This is a genomic window from Chitinibacter sp. GC72, assembly GCF_009760905.1.
Taxonomy (GTDB): domain Bacteria; phylum Pseudomonadota; class Gammaproteobacteria; order Burkholderiales; family Chitinibacteraceae; genus Chitinibacter.
The window spans coordinates 22587-39104 of the sequence record NZ_VIRW01000017.1; the positions used below are offsets into that span (position 1 = coordinate 22587).

General features: G+C 55.3%; 16 protein-coding genes. 9 read left to right on the forward strand and 7 right to left on the reverse strand.

The window, feature by feature from the left end:
• Window positions 1-236: 236 nt before the first annotated feature.
• From FLS37_RS12840 to FLS37_RS12860, 5 genes are read right to left on the reverse strand one after another with little or no spacing between them, the layout of a single operon-like run.
• A complete protein-coding gene (locus tag FLS37_RS12840; protein WP_157670373.1) occupies window positions 237-737 on the reverse strand; it encodes a YgjP-like metallopeptidase domain-containing protein in 501 nt (166 codons plus the stop codon).
• On the reverse strand, window positions 734-1711 hold the full coding sequence (locus FLS37_RS12845) for a uracil-DNA glycosylase (protein ID WP_157670374.1): 978 nt from the start codon (window positions 1709-1711) through the stop codon (window positions 734-736). Before FLS37_RS12845 ends, FLS37_RS12840 begins: the two co-directional genes overlap by 4 nt.
• A complete protein-coding gene (rimI, locus tag FLS37_RS12850; protein ID WP_157670375.1) occupies window positions 1708-2232 on the reverse strand; it encodes a ribosomal protein S18-alanine N-acetyltransferase in 525 nt (174 codons plus the stop codon). The genes FLS37_RS12845 and rimI overlap by 4 nt, the downstream gene beginning before the upstream one ends.
• Window positions 2229-2921, reverse strand: coding sequence for a tRNA (adenosine(37)-N6)-threonylcarbamoyltransferase complex dimerization subunit type 1 TsaB (gene tsaB, locus FLS37_RS12855; protein ID WP_157670376.1), 693 nt, complete (start codon window positions 2919-2921; stop codon window positions 2229-2231). Before tsaB ends, rimI begins: the two co-directional genes overlap by 4 nt.
• A 54-nt stretch (window positions 2922-2975) precedes the next feature.
• Window positions 2976-3722, reverse strand: coding sequence for an ABC transporter substrate-binding protein (locus FLS37_RS12860; RefSeq protein WP_157670377.1), 747 nt, complete (start codon window positions 3720-3722; stop codon window positions 2976-2978).
• Window positions 3723-3889: 167 nt separating this feature from the next.
• Between FLS37_RS12860 and FLS37_RS12865 the strand changes: the two genes are divergently transcribed.
• The 6 genes from FLS37_RS12865 to FLS37_RS12890 all read left to right on the forward strand — a co-directional run bounded on the left by FLS37_RS12865 (window position 3890) and on the right by FLS37_RS12890 (window position 10550).
• Complete coding sequence (locus FLS37_RS12865) at window positions 3890-5701, forward strand: extracellular solute-binding protein (RefSeq protein ID WP_157670378.1); 1812 nt, start codon at window positions 3890-3892, stop codon at window positions 5699-5701.
• Window positions 5671-6474: an endonuclease/exonuclease/phosphatase family protein gene (locus FLS37_RS12870; RefSeq protein ID WP_157670379.1), complete on the forward strand. Its 804-nt coding sequence runs from the start codon at window positions 5671-5673 to the stop codon at window positions 6472-6474. The genes FLS37_RS12865 and FLS37_RS12870 overlap by 31 nt, the downstream gene beginning before the upstream one ends.
• Window positions 6475-7067: 593 nt before the next feature.
• The gene (locus FLS37_RS12875; protein ID WP_198314621.1) at window positions 7068-7760 is read left to right on the forward strand and encodes a M24 family metallopeptidase; all 693 of its coding nucleotides are present in this window, start codon (window positions 7068-7070) and stop codon (window positions 7758-7760) included.
• 38 nt (window positions 7761-7798) lie between these two features.
• Window positions 7799-8302: a hypothetical protein gene (locus FLS37_RS12880; protein WP_157670380.1), complete on the forward strand. Its 504-nt coding sequence runs from the start codon at window positions 7799-7801 to the stop codon at window positions 8300-8302.
• 53 nt (window positions 8303-8355) lie between these two features.
• Window positions 8356-9426, forward strand: coding sequence for an ABC transporter permease subunit (locus FLS37_RS12885; RefSeq protein WP_157670381.1), 1071 nt, complete (start codon window positions 8356-8358; stop codon window positions 9424-9426).
• Window positions 9427-9527: 101 nt separating this feature from the next.
• Window positions 9528-10550 carry an ABC transporter permease gene (locus FLS37_RS12890; protein ID WP_255446445.1) on the forward strand — a complete coding sequence of 341 codons (1023 nt, stop codon included), beginning with the start codon at window positions 9528-9530 and terminating at the stop codon, window positions 10548-10550.
• Window positions 10551-10686: 136 nt separating this feature from the next.
• Here FLS37_RS12890 and mutY read toward each other — a convergent pair whose 3' ends face one another.
• The gene (gene mutY, locus FLS37_RS12895) at window positions 10687-11739 is read right to left on the reverse strand and encodes an A/G-specific adenine glycosylase (RefSeq protein ID WP_198314622.1); all 1053 of its coding nucleotides are present in this window, start codon (window positions 11737-11739) and stop codon (window positions 10687-10689) included.
• Window positions 11739-14090 (reverse strand): AsmA family protein, encoded by a 2352-nt coding sequence (locus FLS37_RS12900; RefSeq protein ID WP_157670383.1) that lies wholly within the window; start codon window positions 14088-14090, stop codon window positions 11739-11741. Before FLS37_RS12900 ends, mutY begins: the two co-directional genes overlap by 1 nt.
• Window positions 14091-14164: 74 nt before the next feature.
• Here FLS37_RS12900 and FLS37_RS12905 point away from each other — a divergent pair, with 74 nt between their 5' ends.
• The 3 genes from FLS37_RS12905 (at window position 14165) to FLS37_RS12915 (ending at window position 16344) form a co-directional block, all read left to right on the forward strand.
• Entirely contained in the window at window positions 14165-14677 is a 513-nt protein-coding gene (locus tag FLS37_RS12905; protein ID WP_232522599.1) for a thioesterase family protein, read from the forward strand.
• Complete coding sequence (locus tag FLS37_RS12910; protein WP_157670384.1) at window positions 14677-15189, forward strand: LEA type 2 family protein; 513 nt, start codon at window positions 14677-14679, stop codon at window positions 15187-15189. The genes FLS37_RS12905 and FLS37_RS12910 overlap by 1 nt, the downstream gene beginning before the upstream one ends.
• A 390-nt stretch (window positions 15190-15579) precedes the next feature.
• Complete coding sequence (locus tag FLS37_RS12915; protein ID WP_157670385.1) at window positions 15580-16344, forward strand: DeoR/GlpR family DNA-binding transcription regulator; 765 nt, start codon at window positions 15580-15582, stop codon at window positions 16342-16344.
• Window positions 16345-16518: the final 174 nt, after the last annotated feature.

The following is a 16518-nucleotide window of genomic DNA, read 5'->3' on the forward strand; positions in this document are numbered from 1 at the left end:
CATGCAGAATTTGTCGGGCTATTGATGAAAATGACAGGATTGGAAGCGGAGGGTGATCCAGCGCAGTCATCGGGTTCCGTGTCGCAAAATGGCAACAGCAGAAAGTGAATTGAGATGATTTGTAAGTTTTTGCAAGCTTACTTTATCACCTGAGCTAGGCCAGTATTGGCTCTTCGTCTTCAAAAGGGCAGATCGAAACGATGATGTGGCCATTGCCATACGTTTCCTTGGCTGGTTCAAGCACTCAAGCCCAGATCCTGCACCGTCAGGTGCAGGCGCAGATCAAATTCATATTGCATATAGTTGGGTTCCATATGCTGGCACAATTGGTAAAAGGCTTTGTTATGGTCTTTTTCTTTCAGATGCGCGAGCTCGTGGACGACAATCATTTTCAGAAATTCGGGCGGCGTGTTTTTAAATAGCGTGGCGATGCGGATTTCATTTTTGCTTTTTAACTTGCCGCCTTGCACGCGCGAAATTTGCGTATGTAGCCCCAGCGCGTGATTGATCACGCTGATTTTGCTGTCAAACCCCACCTTGGCCAGCGCTGGCGCATTGCGGAAAAACTCGGACTTTAATTCGCTAACGTAGTCGTATAGCGCCTTGTCGGTTTGCACTTGATGGCGCGCCGGGTATTTTTTCGCCAGATGCGGCGCAAGCCGGTTGGCGGCGATCAGGGCCTGCACCTGCTCGATCAGTGGAGCAGGATAGTGGGCGATGTATTTGAGCGAATTCATTGTTGATCAAGCAGTGATTTGAGTAGTAATAAATCCTGCCAGGCTTTGGCCTTGTCGGGCATATTGCGCAGCAGGTAGGCGGGGTGGTAGCTCACCACGACCGGGAGCTGGCGGTATTGGTGGATTTTGCCGCGCAGCGCCGAGATGGGCGCGTCGTCGTTCAGCAGGCTGCTAATGGCAAAGCGGCCGCTGGCAAATAGCACTTTGGGCGCGATCAGCTCGATCTGGCGTTGCAGGAAAGGCGCGCATTGTGCCACTTCATCGGGCTGCGGGTTGCGGTTGCCGGGCGGGCGGCATTTGAGCACATTGGCGATAAAGACCTGCTCGCCGCGCTTGTGGCCGATGCTGGCGAGCATATTGTCGAGCAGCTTGCCGGCCTTGCCGACAAAGGGCTCGCCTTGCGCATCCTCGTCGGCGCCAGGTGCTTCGCCGACCACTAAGAGTTGCGCCGCCGGATTGCCTACGCCAAATACGGCCTGCTTGCGCGTTTCGCACAGCTTGCACGCGGTGCAGTTGCTGACTGCCTGCTGCAGCTGTTCCCAGTCCATTTGCATAATCTGCTGGCTGCGAGCGTCCTGCTCCGCTGGCGTGGTGCTCAGCGCAGCGGCTGGCTGGGCGGCACTTTGCCGTGCAGCCGGGCTATTTCGCGCTTTGAGTACCTGATGAATGGCGGCGGCTTCCTGCGATGGGCCTTTGGCCGCTTTGCCCGCTTCCGGTGTGGCCGAGGCGCTGATGGTGGCTTCCATGCGCTGGTGTGCTGCTTGCGCGATGGGGCTAAAGTGCGCGTTCGCGTGGGCCTCGCTGCCAGATGATGGGATGGCATTGGCGGTTGCGCCGACTGGCGCTGTTGCCTGAACGCTTGGCTGCGCGGGCAGCGATGGCTCGGCCAGCTGCTCATACTGTGCCAGCACTTCGTGGCGCACCCATACCGGATTGAGCCCCAGCTCGTTCAAGATCAGTGCCCGGCGGTTCATGTGCTCGCTCCGTTCAGGGTGGTGGCGCACAGGTTTTTGGCACACAGGATGGCGTCTTCGCGGCTGAGCTGCGCGCTGTTCTCCTGCTTGATGTCACGTGGGGCGCAGGGGTAATAGTTCTTGCGGCGGCCGTTTTCGTGCCAGCCGTGCCGCTGATAAAAAGCGCGTGCGCCCTGATTGCTCTCGCGTACTTCCAGAAATAGCTGAGCGATGCCTTCGCTGGCCAATGTGGATTCGGTGTAGTGCAGCAATTGCGCACCCCAGCCTTGCCCCTGCCATTGCGGGGCAATGGCGATCAGCAGCAGCTCGGCTTCGTCCAGCGTGGCCATGCTCACGCTAAAACCAGCTAGCGTGTCGTCTAGCCAGACGCCCAGACAAGTGTGTTGCTCCAGCGAATCCAGCCACTGCTTGCCATTCCACGGGTGCGGGTTGGTGCTCTCGTCCAGATCGGCCAGCTCGGCCACGTGCCGAGTTTCCAGTCGTGCAAAACGGGGCTGGGTGGCGCTCTTGGGCTGGCTCATTTGGCGGCTCTTTCGTGGGTTTTCAGCGCTACTTTATCGCGCAGATACACCAGATTGGCTTCTTCGGCGGGCAAGCCTTGGCCAGCAGCAAATCGTGGCAAGGCCAGCTGCAGCATGTCGCGCGCATGCGGCTGGCGCTCGGCGTCGATCTGGCCAAGCTGCGCGCCCAGCCGTGTTTGCAGCGCATCGGCGTAGGTTTTAAAGCCGGTGCCAATGCCAAACCAGTCATTGCCTGCGGGGAGCGGCACATCTTCGGGATTGCACACTCGCGCTTCATGGATGGTTTTCCATGCTGATCCAGGCTCGCGCTCGAACGCGGCGCAATACACCTGATTCATCCGGGCATCTATACATACATAGGCACGTATTACCCCAGAAGCCTCAGCCAGCGCCTCTAGTGTAGATATACCCACTACAGGGATATTCTGTGCATACGCCAGACCTTGCGTAATACCGCAGCCAATACGCAAGCCGGTAAACGAGCCCGGGCCGCTGGGATAGGCAATGCCGGCAATATCGCTCATGGCGAGCTGATGATCGCTTAGCAGTGCACGCAGATAGGGGAGCGTTAGCTCGGCGTGTTTTTGCCCCACCGGCCATTCGCGAGCCACGATGGAGTCGGCGCGATGACCCGTGCTCAGGGCCAGTGACAGCTGTTCGCTGGAAGTATCGATGGCTAAATAAGGCATGTGGACGGCAATCCGAACGCAAAACGCTATTCTAACACGCCCGGCTGGCGTGGCTTAGCGGCCAGAGGTGGCTAAATATTGGCTACGGATTTTCTCCAGCTCGCCGCTGTTTTTCAGTTGCTGGAATGTGTCTTTAAAGCGGTTGAAGGTGTCGGGATTGACCTTGGGGTTAAAGCCGAAATAGCAGCCGCCGCCCTTGGCAATGGTTTGTACCGCTGTGAGCTGGCTGGCGTCCAGCTTTAGCTTGCGCGCGCTGTAGATATGCGGCAGCAGCATGCCGGCGGATAAATCAAAGCGCTTGGCGTACAGCATTTTGACTGTGCGGATTTCCTCGGGTGAGCTGGTGTCAACCCGGCTCATATCGTAGCCCATGCCTTGCAGAATTTGTGCCGCCGCCGCGCCGCGTGCCGCGCCGGAATAGTATTTTTCGGCTTCCTTGATGCTGCCAAGCTGAATGTCGCTGCGCGATTTGAGCTTCATAAAGACCACATCGCAATCATCGTAGGGGCCAACCCACAGATACTGGTTTTCGCGCTGTGGCGTGCGCACGATGGTGTAAATCAGGCTGGCCGGATTATTCTGGTTTTGCTGCACGGCACGCAGCCACGGCACGCTTTCGCGCCGGATGTTCAGCTGGCTCAGCGCCATGATCCGATCCAGAATCTGGTTGGCCATGCCTTTGAATTGGCGCTTTTCGGTGTAATTGTACGGCGCAAATTCTTCGGTATAGGCGTCAAGATCGGCAGCCTGCAGCGGCAGGGCGCACAAACCCAGAACAATCAGTGTGACAATAGCGCGCATGGCTTGACCCCTTGATGAAATGGCCGCCGTGTTGCGGCAGCTGGCGTGCCCTTGCAGTGTAGTGGTTTTTTCCGGCCTGCTGCGGCCTGGCTGCACACTCTGTTGGCCGGATGGCACGAATGCCGTCTGCGCCATGAGGATTTGTGCGGCTTGATTTATGATGGGGCATGCAAAAAATACTCCTACTCTGCTGCCTGCTATACCAGAGCCCAGTATGGGCTGCACATGCAATCACACTGGGCGATGCAGCCAAATACCCTGCCGGTTTTACCTCGTTTGCCTACGCTGACCCGCAGGCGGTGAAAGGCGGCGAGTTGACCTTGCCCAACCCGGATCGGCGTAGCAGTTTTGATTCATTCAACCCCTTCATCATCAAAGGCCTGCCTGCGGCGGGCTTGGGCGCGCTGATGTTTGAATCGCTGGGGGTGATGAGCATGGACGAGACCGCCACCATGTACGGGCTGCTTGCCAGTGATATTGCCGTGGCTGCCGATGGTAAATCGGTAACGTTTACGCTCAACCCCAAGGCCAAATTTAATAATGGCGATGCGGTGACGGCATCTGACGTCAAACACAGTTTTGACACGCTGCGAAGCAAGCTGGCCGCACCGCAGTTTGCTTCGCAATTGAGCGATGTGAGCGGCATTGACGTGCTTGATGCGCGCACCGTGCGCTACCGCTTCATCACGGCTAATCGGGAGCTGCCGCAAATTGTGGGCAGCCTGCCGGTGTTTTCGCGCAAGTGGGGTCAAGAGAAAAATGGCGTGACAAAGGCGCTGGACAAAATCGCGCTCGACGCGCCGATCACCAGTGGCCCCTACCGGATTGCCGATTACAAACTCGGCCGCAGTATCAGCTATCAGCGGCGCAGCGATTACTGGGGCGCGCAGCAGCCGACGCGGCTGGGGCAATATAACTTTGATCGCATAACGTATCGCTATTATCAGGATGAAGTGGCGCGGCTAGAGGCCTTCAAAGCCGGTGAATTTGATTTCATCACCGAATACAGCGCGCGTAATTGGGCACGGCAGTATCAGGGGCCGAAATTTCGCAGCGGCGAAATCCTCAAGCGCGAGCTGCGCCACCACAACAGCAGCGGCATGCAGGGCTATGTGCTCAATATCCGCAAGCCGCAATTTGCCGACATCCGCGTGCGCCAAGCCTTGGGGCTGGCGTTGGATTTTGAATGGCTCAATCGCCAATTGTTTTACAGCCAATACGTGCGCCTCAATAGCTTTTACGCCAATGGCGAACTCGCTGCCAGTGGCAAGCCGAGCGAGGCGGAGTTGGTCTTATTAAAACCCTTGGCCAAGGATTTGCCACCCGCCGTATTCGGCGAACTGCCCGCGCCACCGAATACGGATCGTTTACCCAACGGCGCACCCAACTCCTTGCGCAACAATCTGCGCCAAGCACGCGAGCTACTCAAGCAGGCGGGCTGGGAATACCGCGATGGTGCGCTGCGTAATGCCAAGGGCGAAGCGTTTACGTTTGAAATTCTCGACGATGGCGGCGCGATGGGCCGCGTGTTCCCGCCGCTGGCGCGCAATTTAGCCAAACTTGGTATCACCGCCACGCTGCGCAATATCGACTTTGCCCTGTATCAGCGCCGGCTGGATGGCTTTGATTTTGACGTGACGGTACTGCGTTTTCCTGACGTACAAAGCCCGGGGCAAGAGCTGCTCGATTACTACGGCAGCAAAGCGGCCGATGTGAAGGGCAGCAGCAATGTGATCGGCATTAAAAACCCGGCGATTGATGCGCTAATCAATCATGTACTGGCCGCGCCCAATCGCACCGCCCAAATCACAGCCGTCCACGCCCTCGATCGCGCCTTGCTGGCGGGCCACTACATCATCCCGCACTGGTATAGCGCGACGCATCGTGTGGCGTGGCGGGATCGGTTTGCAATGCCAAAAACGATGCCGCTGTATTATCAGGCGGGGGATTGGATGTTGGCGACGTGGTGGGTGAAGTGATTCCGATGAAAATGATCAGCTGGAATTGCAATGGTGGCCTGCGTAATAAAACCGATTTTCTTGATCAGTTTGATGCCGATATTTTGGTCGTTCAGGAATGTGAAAATCCAGCGCACTCAACGCATGTGTTTCGCGATTGGGCTGGGCAATACTTATGGCATGGGGATAATAAGAATAAAGGGATCGGCATTTTTGCCCGCAAAGGCCACTATATTGAGGCTTTGGATTGGTCGGCTGCCGAATATGAAATCCGATCGCCTTCGCCAGTGCAAAAGACACTCAAGTGGCAAGCCCATCAGCTTGAATCCTTTTTGCCTTGCCTGATTAATGGTGAACTCACTTTAATCGGAGCGTGGACCAAACAGGCTAACTCACCCAATTTTCACTATATCGGCCAATTGTGGCTTTATTTGCAAATGCAGCGCGACAAAATTGCTGCGCGAGCTGATTCGCTGATTCTGTGTGGCGATTTAAATAGCAATCCGATTTGGGACGAAGTGGATCGTTTTTGGAATCACAGCGATGTCGTGGCTGAATTGAAGTCGCTGGGTTTGCAAAGTGCTTATCATTGTTTAAAAGATGAAGTAGCAGGGCAAGAAACTGACCCGACGTTTTATCTGCACAGAAAAGAAAGCAAGGCTTATCACATTGATTATTTTTTTGTTCCAGAGAGGATGCTGCCTGCGTCGAAGTTAATGTTGTCATCGGTGGATGAAAGCTTGAAGATGAGCGATCATCGGGCGCTGATTTTGGAAATTTGCAGTAAGGGGTGATTTGAACGGGATTGGCGGCTGTGCGCCGCGGCACTTACTTCTCTTGCTTCGCCAAGAGAAGTAAGCAAGAGAAGGCGACCCGGGCGAAAAGCGCTCCGCGCTGCCCTTGCTTCGTCGTGAGCCAAACGATAAAGCCGTTTGTCTCTCTCCTTGCCGCGGTTTTCGCTACACGGGAATTTAAGCCCCAGACCGACCATCAAGGTATATACATGCTGTAGTGTTGCTCTGAAGATTAATTCTGGATTGAATTTGGTGGATATACCCCGCTCTAATTAGCACGGATTGCCCGTGGAGACGCGCCGTTTGAAAATGACTCGGCGGGGTTTTAAGCCGCGTAGTGTTTGAGCGTCACGACGTTAGCGCGACGCGAGTTGTAGCGGCGCCTCGCCGTGGCTTTTTCAAACGGGGTTTCGAGTCGATCGGGCACGCGAGGGTTGCAAGGGAAGGAGCAAGACCCGTCCCTTGCTGGCCATAGGCCACGGCCTTCGCTACGGCGGTAAAGCCGCCAAGCTCCGTCACGTCGTCCGGCGGGCGAAACCGCCGATTTACCGCCTGCGCAGCAGGCTAAACAATCAGTATCTATGAGGTGAGAGTTGGATTTATTACAAGCCCATCGCGCTATTCAAGGCATTGCCCGCCAAGTGCTTGCCGAATTGGCGCTGCAGATCGATGCTCAAGATACTGAGGCCAGTATTGCAGCCAAGGCAACAGCTATTATGGCTTCGCATGGTATACGTCATACTTGGTATTACGAATGCCCCGCGTTTGTTTTGCTCGGCAGCCGCAGCCAAGTTTCGATTTCGGGGCGAGACTATCGCCCTAGTGATGAAAAAGTGGGCGAGATTAATTTGATTACGGTCGATGTGAGCCCGGCGCTGGGCGAGGTGTGGGGTGATTGTGCGCGCAGTTTCTGCGTTGAAAATGGTCGCGTAACCGCGCAAGCCACCCTGCCAATTTTTCAGCAAGGCCTGCAAGCCGAGCTGCAATTGCATAGCGAATTAATTGAGATTGCGCGGCCTGATATGCGCGGCGGCGAGCTGTTTGCGTGGGCCAATGCGCGGATTCAAGAGCTAGGTTTTCGCAATCTAGATTTTCTCGGCAACGTTGGCCACAGCATTGCCACGCGACGGGAAAATCGCTTTTTTATCGAGCAAGGCCAGCAAAAACGCTTGGGCGACATGCTGTGTTTTACCTTCGAGCCGCATATCGCGGCGGATGAGCGCTGGGGTTTTAAGCATGAAGAGATTTATGCTTTTGACGCTGATGGGCGTTTAAGTCCAATTTAGTTAGTAAAGCAATTCGATGCAGCCAAGCTGAAGGAGTGATGATGCTCGATCAGGTATTTACTTACCTTTCTGAAATGTTCGACTTAGCTCGAGTGGGTGAAGTACAAGGTGTGGCTTTTTGGGGTATGGCTTATTGTTGGCTGATAGGTTGGGCGACGGTATTGATATATTGGCGAGTTCGCAATTGGCCAACGGTGTGGGGTGAGTTATTGCAGCATTCGGTTAAGCCATTAGGTGGTGCGGAATTTGTATTAAGTGAGCAAAACTATATTGCCGATGCCTTGTATAGCTATCAGATTGCTAGCATTACATACCACGGAAAACGAATTGCACCATGGCAGCTGACGGCATCGCATAATTTACGCAGTTTACTGAATAAACAGCTGAATTTGATAACGCAGCACAATGATCAGATAAAAGTTTATTACTCGCCGACGCATCCTGAAAAAAGCTATTTAGTACGACCGGGCTGGCTGAGTTTAGGCATCGCTCATGCTATTTATTTACTACCGACGATTTGGTATGTAATGCGCTTTCATTGATTTTAATCCGCTGGTTTTTAATTCAAGCTAGAAGACTAGAGATAAACATCCCCATGCTGCAATACATCCTCAAACGCCTACTACTGATGATCCCGACACTGTTTGGCGTTCTGCTAGTCAGCTTTATCGTCATTCAATTTGTCCCTGGTGGGCCGGTGGAGCAGATGGTGTATCTGCTCAAAGGTCGCGGTGCGGCTGAGTCGGCGGGCAATACATCGGCAGGTACTTCAGGTGGCGCTTACCAAGCGGCGCGGGGTTTGAGTGAGGAACAGTTGGCGCAGATCAAAACACAATATGGTTTTGACAAACCCGCGCCTGAGCGTTTCTGGCTGATGCTCAAAAGCTACGCGACCTTTGATCTGGGCGCAAGCTGGTTTCGCCATGCCAGCGTGACGCAATTGATTTGGGAAAAATTGCCGGTGTCGATGAGCCTAGGTATTTCCAGCCTGCTGCTCACTTATCTGATCGCTGTGCCGCTGGGCGTGGCCAAGGCGGTGCGGCATGGTTCGCGCTTTGATGCGGCGACGACCTTGCTGTTGATGATTGGCTACGCGATTCCGTCCTTTGTGCTCGGCGTTTTGCTACTGGTGCTGTTTGGCGGCGGCTCATTCTGGCAACTGTTTCCCTTGCGTGGGCTGATGAGTGACGATTGGGAGGCGCTGTCCATGCTGGGCAAGATGATGGATTTGTTGTGGCATCTGGCTTTGCCGGTCACGGCGATGGTGGTGGGGGGCTTTGCCAGCCTGACCATTCTGACCAAAAACGCCTTTCTGGAGGAAATCCATAAGCAGTACGTGACGACAGCGCGCGCCAAGGGGGCATCCGAGCGGCGGATTTTCTGGCGGCATATTTTGCGCAATGCGTCATTACCGCTGATGGTGGGCTTGCCGGGCGCGATGATCGGGGCGTTTTTTACCGGCAGCCTGTTGATCGAAACGCTGTTTTCGCTCGATGGGCTGGGGCTACTGGCCTACGAGTCGGTTTTGCGTCGTGATTATCCGGTGGTGCTGGGCACTTTGTATTTCTTTACGCTGCTGGGGCTGATCGGACGCTTGCTGTCCGACATCGGTTATGTACTGCTTGATCCGCGTGTGCAGTTTGGTGCGGTGGGGGAGAAGGCATGAACGCTGATCTTAAAGTCCCCAATAGGGCAGAGTGTCCCGACGGTGCAAAAAGCCCCGACGTTACAGAAATCCTCCCTAGCCCCCCTTCGTCGAAGGAGGGAATTCAGTCGCAAGGCTACTGGTCGCGGGCTTGGGCTCGCTTCAAAGCGCAGCGCAGGGCGTATGTTTGCTTGTGGCTATTTACTATTTGCTTTGTGCTTAGTCTGGGCGCCGAGTTGCTGTCGAACGATAAGCCCTATGTGGTGCACTATCAGGGGCAGACCTACTTCCCGCTGATCAAGGATTATCCCGAGACCACATTTGGTGGTGATTTTCCAACGCCGACCGATTATCTCGACCCCTTTATCCAGCAGCAATTGGCGCAAGCGGGCAACTGGGTGATTTTTCCGCCTAATCGCTACGGGGTGAATACGCTCAATTACTTTGCCAGCCAGCCCAATCCCGCGCCGCCCTCCAGCGAGAATTGGCTGGGGACGGATGATAAAGGCCGCGATCTGCTGGCACGGCTGCTGTACGGCTTTCGCACCAGCGCGCTGTTTGCGCTGGCGCTAACGATTACCGGCTCGTTGCTGGGCATGCTGATCGGCGGCGTGCAGGGCTATTTTGGCGGGCGGGTTGATCTATTCGGGCAGCGTATCTCCGAGATCTGGGCGTCTTTACCTGAGCTGTATCTGCTGATTATTTTCACGGCGATTTTCGAGCCCAGTCTCACCTTGCTGCTGGTCTTGATGACCTTGTTTGGCTGGATGGGTTTGGCCGATTACACGCGGGCAGAGTTTTTGCGCAATAGGAGCATGGAATATGTACTGGCCGCCAGGTCGATGGGGCTGAGTAACTGGCAAATTATTCGCCGCCATGTGTTGCCAAACAGTCTGACGCCCGTGCTGGCCTTTCTGCCATTCAGGATGGGCGCGGCGATTCTGGCGCTGACCAGTCTGGATTTTCTGGGGCTCGGTGTGGGTATGCAAACGGCCTCACTCGGCGAGCTGCTTGCGCAGGGCAAGGCCAATCTGGATGCGTGGTGGATTTCGATTTCGACTTTCGGCGTACTGCTGGGCTTGATGCTGATGCTGGTGCTGATTGGCGAAGGGCTGAGAGCGGCGCTGGATCCACGGGCGAAGTGAAGGTGTTGGATATGTAGGAGCGGGCTCGCCCGCGAATGCTCTGATAACGATTGGGCTGTTCGCGGGTAAGCCCGCTCCTACGTGTATACCCTAATGGGTATGTTGGTGGGAGTTTTGTTGAGATTGGCCTGTGGCCTTATACCCTTCCAATTGTCTTGGTGAGTATTTTTCGCAACGGCGTCGGGATTCCGGCTGCCAGCGCGTCTTTCACGCTAAACCACTGTGTCCCTGATTCCTGTGTGGCGAGTCCGGCGGTGGCATAGGCCGGTTGTGGCGTGATCGTGAGTTTGTAATGCGTAAACACATGCAAAAAGTCGGGCAGGGCGGGGTCTAGCTCGATGGTGAGGCCGAGTTTTTTCGCGGCAAGATCGGTAGCGGCCAGTGTGCTCTCGACCTCGGGCAAGCTCCATAGCCCGCCCCAGATGCCGCTCGGCGGGCGCTTTTCGAGCAGAATTTGCCCGGCCTCATTGCGGATAATCAGCATGACGGTGGATTTTTCCGGTACGGCGCGTTTGGGCTTGGGCGTTGGTAGCTCGCTCTGGCGATGACTCAGCCGTGCCTGGCAATCGGTATTCATTGGGCAGGTTAAGCAAGTCGGCTTTTTCGGCGTGCAAACCGTCGCGCCCAGATCCATTAGTCCTTGCGTGTAGGCTTCGATGTTTCCTGTGGTATCAGTCTTGGGGAGCAGCGCATTGGCCAAATCCCACAGCTTGTTTTCAACGGCTTTGACGCCCGGGTAGCCTTCAATGCCCGCCCAGCGCGTCAGCACGCGTTTGACATTGCCGTCCAAAATCGCCGCGCGCGTGCCGTACGAAAAAGCAGTGATTGCCGCGGCGGTGCTGCGACCAATGCCGGGCAGTTCGGCAACGAGCGCAGGATCGCTTGGAAAGCGGCCGTCGTATTGCGTGACAACGGCTTGCGCGCATTTATGCAGATTACGCGCGCGAGTGTAGTAGCCAAGCCCGCTCCACAACGAGAGAACGTCGTCGAGCGGCGCGGCGGCCAGATCAAATATCGTCGGAAACTTGGCCAGAAAACGCGGGTAATAGTCGAGAACCGTCGTGACCTGCGTTTGCTGCAGCATGATTTCGGATAGCCATACTTTATAGCCATCGGCAATTTGCCACGGCAGGCCGTGGCGGCCGTGCTCCTGCTGCCAGGCGATCAGTCTTGCGGAGAACGTACTCATTATCTGGCTGCTTTGACGGGTTTGGCGGTGGGTTTCACGCTCGCTTTGGTCGCGGATTTTGTACCGGATTTCACGCTAGGCTTGGGGCTCGTTTTGGCGGCTTTGGCCGCACGGCGCTCGGCCGCTGCTTTTTGCTCGGCGGCTTTTTTCGCCGCCGCCTGGCGCTCGGCCTCGCGCGCTTTGGCTTCCTGCTCGGCCTGCTGTTTGGCCAGGATTTGCTCTTTCAGGCTGGTGTAGTCGGCCTTGTATTCAGGTGCGTTCAGTGGGCCGCTAAACGAGATAGGTAGCGTAAGCCCTTTAAGCCCGGATAGCTCGGGCACATTCGGGTTGGCGCTGGCTTTCATATTGTAATCAAGCCGCCCCTGACCCAGATCGATTTTGCCGGCACCGGTGAGGCGCAAGACGCCAGCGCTCACGTCCAGATCCTGATTGCTGGCAATCCCGTGTTTGAGCAGCCAGGTGGCACGCAGCGCGGAAAACTGCGTGCGTGCTTCCTGACTGCTTTCCTGCCCGGTCTGGCCGTTCATTAATTTGATTTGCTGGCTGGCGGTGCGCAGCAAGGCCGGAATATCAATGCCGCGAATTGCGCCTTTTTTCAGGCTGACCCGGATATTGCCGCCAGCGGTGTGGCGCAGATCGGATAGCTTGTTGCCCACTGCCGCCACGTCGATATTGATATCACTGCGGCCTTCAAAACGGCTGGTATCGAGCACGTCGGTGAGCAGGGTATTGATATTCATATTGCTTAGCGTCTGCTCCAGACGGAAATACACCGGCTTTTTACGCGCGTCGATTTCGGCGCGGCCATTGAGCCGCCCTTCGTACAGCGTAGCCGAGAGCGGATCGAGCACCAGACGCTGATTGCGTGCGATCAGCTTCATCGCCAGATCGTCAATATGCATGTTTTGCAGAACCAGTTCGCCAATCTTGATTGAACCAATGGCATTCAGGTTTTCCAGCCACCAGAAATCCAGCGGCGCGGTGTGATTGACCGATTTTGCACCCGCGCTGACCACCGGCAGATAGGGCGTCAAATCAAGTTTGGCCAGATCAAAGTTGATCCGAAATTGCGGCGCCAGAAAATTATCCAGATTAAATTGCGCCGTCAGTGCCTCGCCATCAAGCTGCCCCTTGCTTTCCAGGCTGAGGATTTCATTGCGCAAATCCAGATCACCATGGCCGGTGAGCGCCAGGCTGATTGCGCCGCGCGGCAGCTGGCGATTGGTGTAGCTGCCGGTTAGCTTGTAATTGGCAATGCGCGCCAGATGCCCGCGATACAGCTCCAGCGGGCTTTGTAGCTGCACCGACAGATTTTGCTCGGGGCTATTGTATTTAACGTCGATCTGCGCCTGATCGGCGCGCAAAAAGCTGCCATGAGCGCCACCCAGACTGGCCATGCTGGCTTTGGCCGAGAAGGTGCTGCTTTTGTCTTTCATCCCAATATTGAATTTAAGCCGGTTCAGGCTCAGCGCTGTTTCGGTAAAGCTGATTTCCGGTACGTCCAGCGTGCTGGTCCAGATCTGGCCGGCCCGGTTGGCCTGCGTGGTGATTTTCATGTCGCCGCCACTCAGGCGCAGCGGTTGCCAGTGGTAATTCAGATTGCCGGTGGCGCTTAAAGTGGCATCGCTCACTTGCAGCTGCGGCGAGCTGGCACCCACTTGCTGCAGATTGATGGCTATATCGGCCACGCGCAAAGTGCGCTCTTTTTCCAGATAACGCATCGCAGCTGAGCCGCTAAGCTGGCCTTGCCACTGTGCTGGGAAGTTTTTTTGCCCGATTGAGGCCTGCGCATCGATGGTCAGTTTGCCGTTTTTGGGATTGGTGAGCTGATCCAGCGTTAAATCCATCGCCGATAAATGCAGCGTTTCACCCAGAAATTCGTCTTTCCAGCTGAGATTGGCTTGCGAGAAACTCAGTCTGTCGAGTGCAAACTGGGTTTTTTCATTGTGCGGGCGCAGCAGGTCTTCAAAATTGTAAGTACCGTCCTGATTACGAACGACGCTGAGCTCAGGCTGTTTGATTTCAATTGCGTGAACCACCACGCGGCCACCCGTGAGCAAGGGCCAGAGGCGAAATACGATTTTCACCCGGTCGGCGTGGGCAAAGACGGTGGAGCTTTGTGGTTCGGTCAGGGTGGCGTCGTTGATCAGTATTGCCGGTTTGGGCAGCAGCACCAGATGGGCGGTGCTACGGATATTCATGGTGCGTTGGGTATCGGCCTGTACCTGGCTGATGATCTGCTCGCGCAGGGTGTCGAACGATAGAAAATACGGCAAAACACCCAGCAAAGTGATCAGCGTAAAGAGAAGTAAAATGAAGATCCGTACCGGACGGGAATGTCGCCAATCCATAAATAACAGTCTGTACCTTGCGAATCGGTCGATTATCCACAAGAACGCGGTGAAACAAAAGCCGCGGATGAAATTTGTCAGCTTTTACCAGCGCGCAGGCAGTAAAATGGCGTGATATTCCGGCCAAGGCCGTTAATTGCAAAAGTGCGAAAACAGCGATGACACATGAAACAGTAATAAAAGTACGCGGCTACCATCTGGATTTGTACGGGCATGTTAATAATGCCCGTTATCTGGAGTTTCTGGAGGAAGCCCGCTGGGCGATGATTGAAGACTGCGGCGGCGTTGAATGGTTTAGCGAGCGTCGTCTAGCGCTGGTGGTCAGCCGCATCGATATTCGCTACAAACGCGCCGCGACCATGGGCGATGTGCTGGTGATCCGCAGCACTTTAAGCCAGCTGCGCGAGCGCGAAGGTCAAATCACGCAGGAAGTAGTGCGTCAGGATAATGGCAAGCTGGTTGCGCAAGCGGACGTCACCTTCGCCGCTATTCATCCTGAGCAGCCCGGCGCGCAGCTGATTGTTGGCGAGCTGGCCGAGCGTTTTGCACTGATGCGCTTGCCACTGGCCGCACAGACAGGAGCTTGATGATGAACTCGTTCATGTATTCAATCCGGCATCCGCTGCGGGCGGTGCTGCTGTCATTGCTGGGTTTACTGCTCTTGCTGGGCGGCTGTGCCAGCATCCCGGGCAAAGTGGAAAAACCGAACATCACGCTGGCGGGAATCTCAGTGGCCAAGCTGGGCTTGCTCGAGCAGCAGTTTGTGCTGAGTTTGCGGGTCACCAATCCGAACGATTTTGATATTGGACTCAATGGCCTCACGGTGAATGTCGAGCTGAACAAACAGGCTTTTGCTCAGGGCGTGAGCAATGAAAAAGTCACCTTGCCACGGCTGGGCGAAAAAATCGTCAAATTGAAAGTCAGCACTAGTCTGACACAGGCTTTCAAGCAATTTTCGTCGCTCAAGGGCGGTGCAGTGCCATACCGGATTTATGGCAAGGTCTACGCGCCCTTATTGCCCGCCGGCATGCCGTTCGAGCGGCAGGGGCAATTGAGTGGTCTGGATGAACTGCTCAAAAGCACTACAGAGAAGTTCTAAGGGTATATGTATGTAGGCTATGCTAAATATAGGCTGTATTGATATACCTTGATTTAAATGGCGGGTTTTTGATTTTTATGGTGATGCTGCGCCGCGATGATTGAGATGAGACTTAAAACCCCTTGTCGCCCATCGCCGAGGAAGTGGAGCGAGACAAACAGTTTTACCGTTTGGCTCGCGACCGACTGAGGGTAGCCCGGAGGGCCGCAGGCGGGGGTCGCCTTTCTTTGCTTACTTTCTTTGGCGAAGCAAAGAAAGTGAGTCCCCGTCGCGGATTGCGACTGTAAACATCGTGCTGCAGGCACTTAAAATCCATCACCGCATACTCCAAACATTAGCAATACAATCGGCTAGATTGACCGCCAAACCATCACACAGAAGACCAAGACAATGATACTGAACCAGCGTCAGCAAGAATTGCTTGAATGGGTGCAACGCGCCGGGCATGTGAGCGTCGATGACATGGCGCAGCATTTTGGCGTTGCGCCGCAAACCATCCGCCGCGACATCAACCAGCTGGCCGACGAGCGCAAATTGCACCGCGTCCACGGCGGCGCCAGCGCGCATTCCAGCGTGGAGAACGTCGAATATTCAACACGCAAAGATATGCGTAGCGATGAAAAAGAACGTATCGCCAAGCTCGTTGCCGAGCATATTCCCAACCATGCTTCGGTGTTCATGAATCTGGGCACCACCAGCGAGGCCGTTGCGCGCGCCCTGCACAATCACATCGGCCTGCGCGTGATTACCAATAATCCGCATATTGCGATGACGATGTGCCATTACCGCGATAGCGAAGTGGTGCTCGCGGGCGGTGTGATGCGGCCCAAGGATTACGGTATTTGCGGCGAGGCGACGATTGAGTTTATCCGGCAGTTCCGCGTCGATTACGCCGTGCTCGGCGTGGCGTGCATTGAGATGGACGGCACGTTGCGCGATTTTGAAATGCGCGAAACGCGTACATCCGAGGCCATCATTGCACAGGCGCGCAATGTGTTTCTGGTGGCCGACCACTCCAAATTCGGCCGCCCATCTTTGGTGCAGATGGGGCATTTGCGTCAGGTCACCGCGCTATTTACCGATAGCGCCGTGCCGGAAGCCTTGCTGCCAGTGCTACAGGAGGCAGGTACCGAGCTGTATATCGCCAGCGAGTGATGTGCTGAGTATGGTGAGCATTCAGAAAAGAGCACTTCGGTGCTCTTTTTTTTCGTCTTTCGTTTTCAAAAACGAACATTATGTTCGAACTATGTTTCAATTTCGAAAATATGCGCGCATAATGTTCGTATGTGAACGCTATTTTGCGCGTTTTGTTCGTTTTTGGGGTGCGAA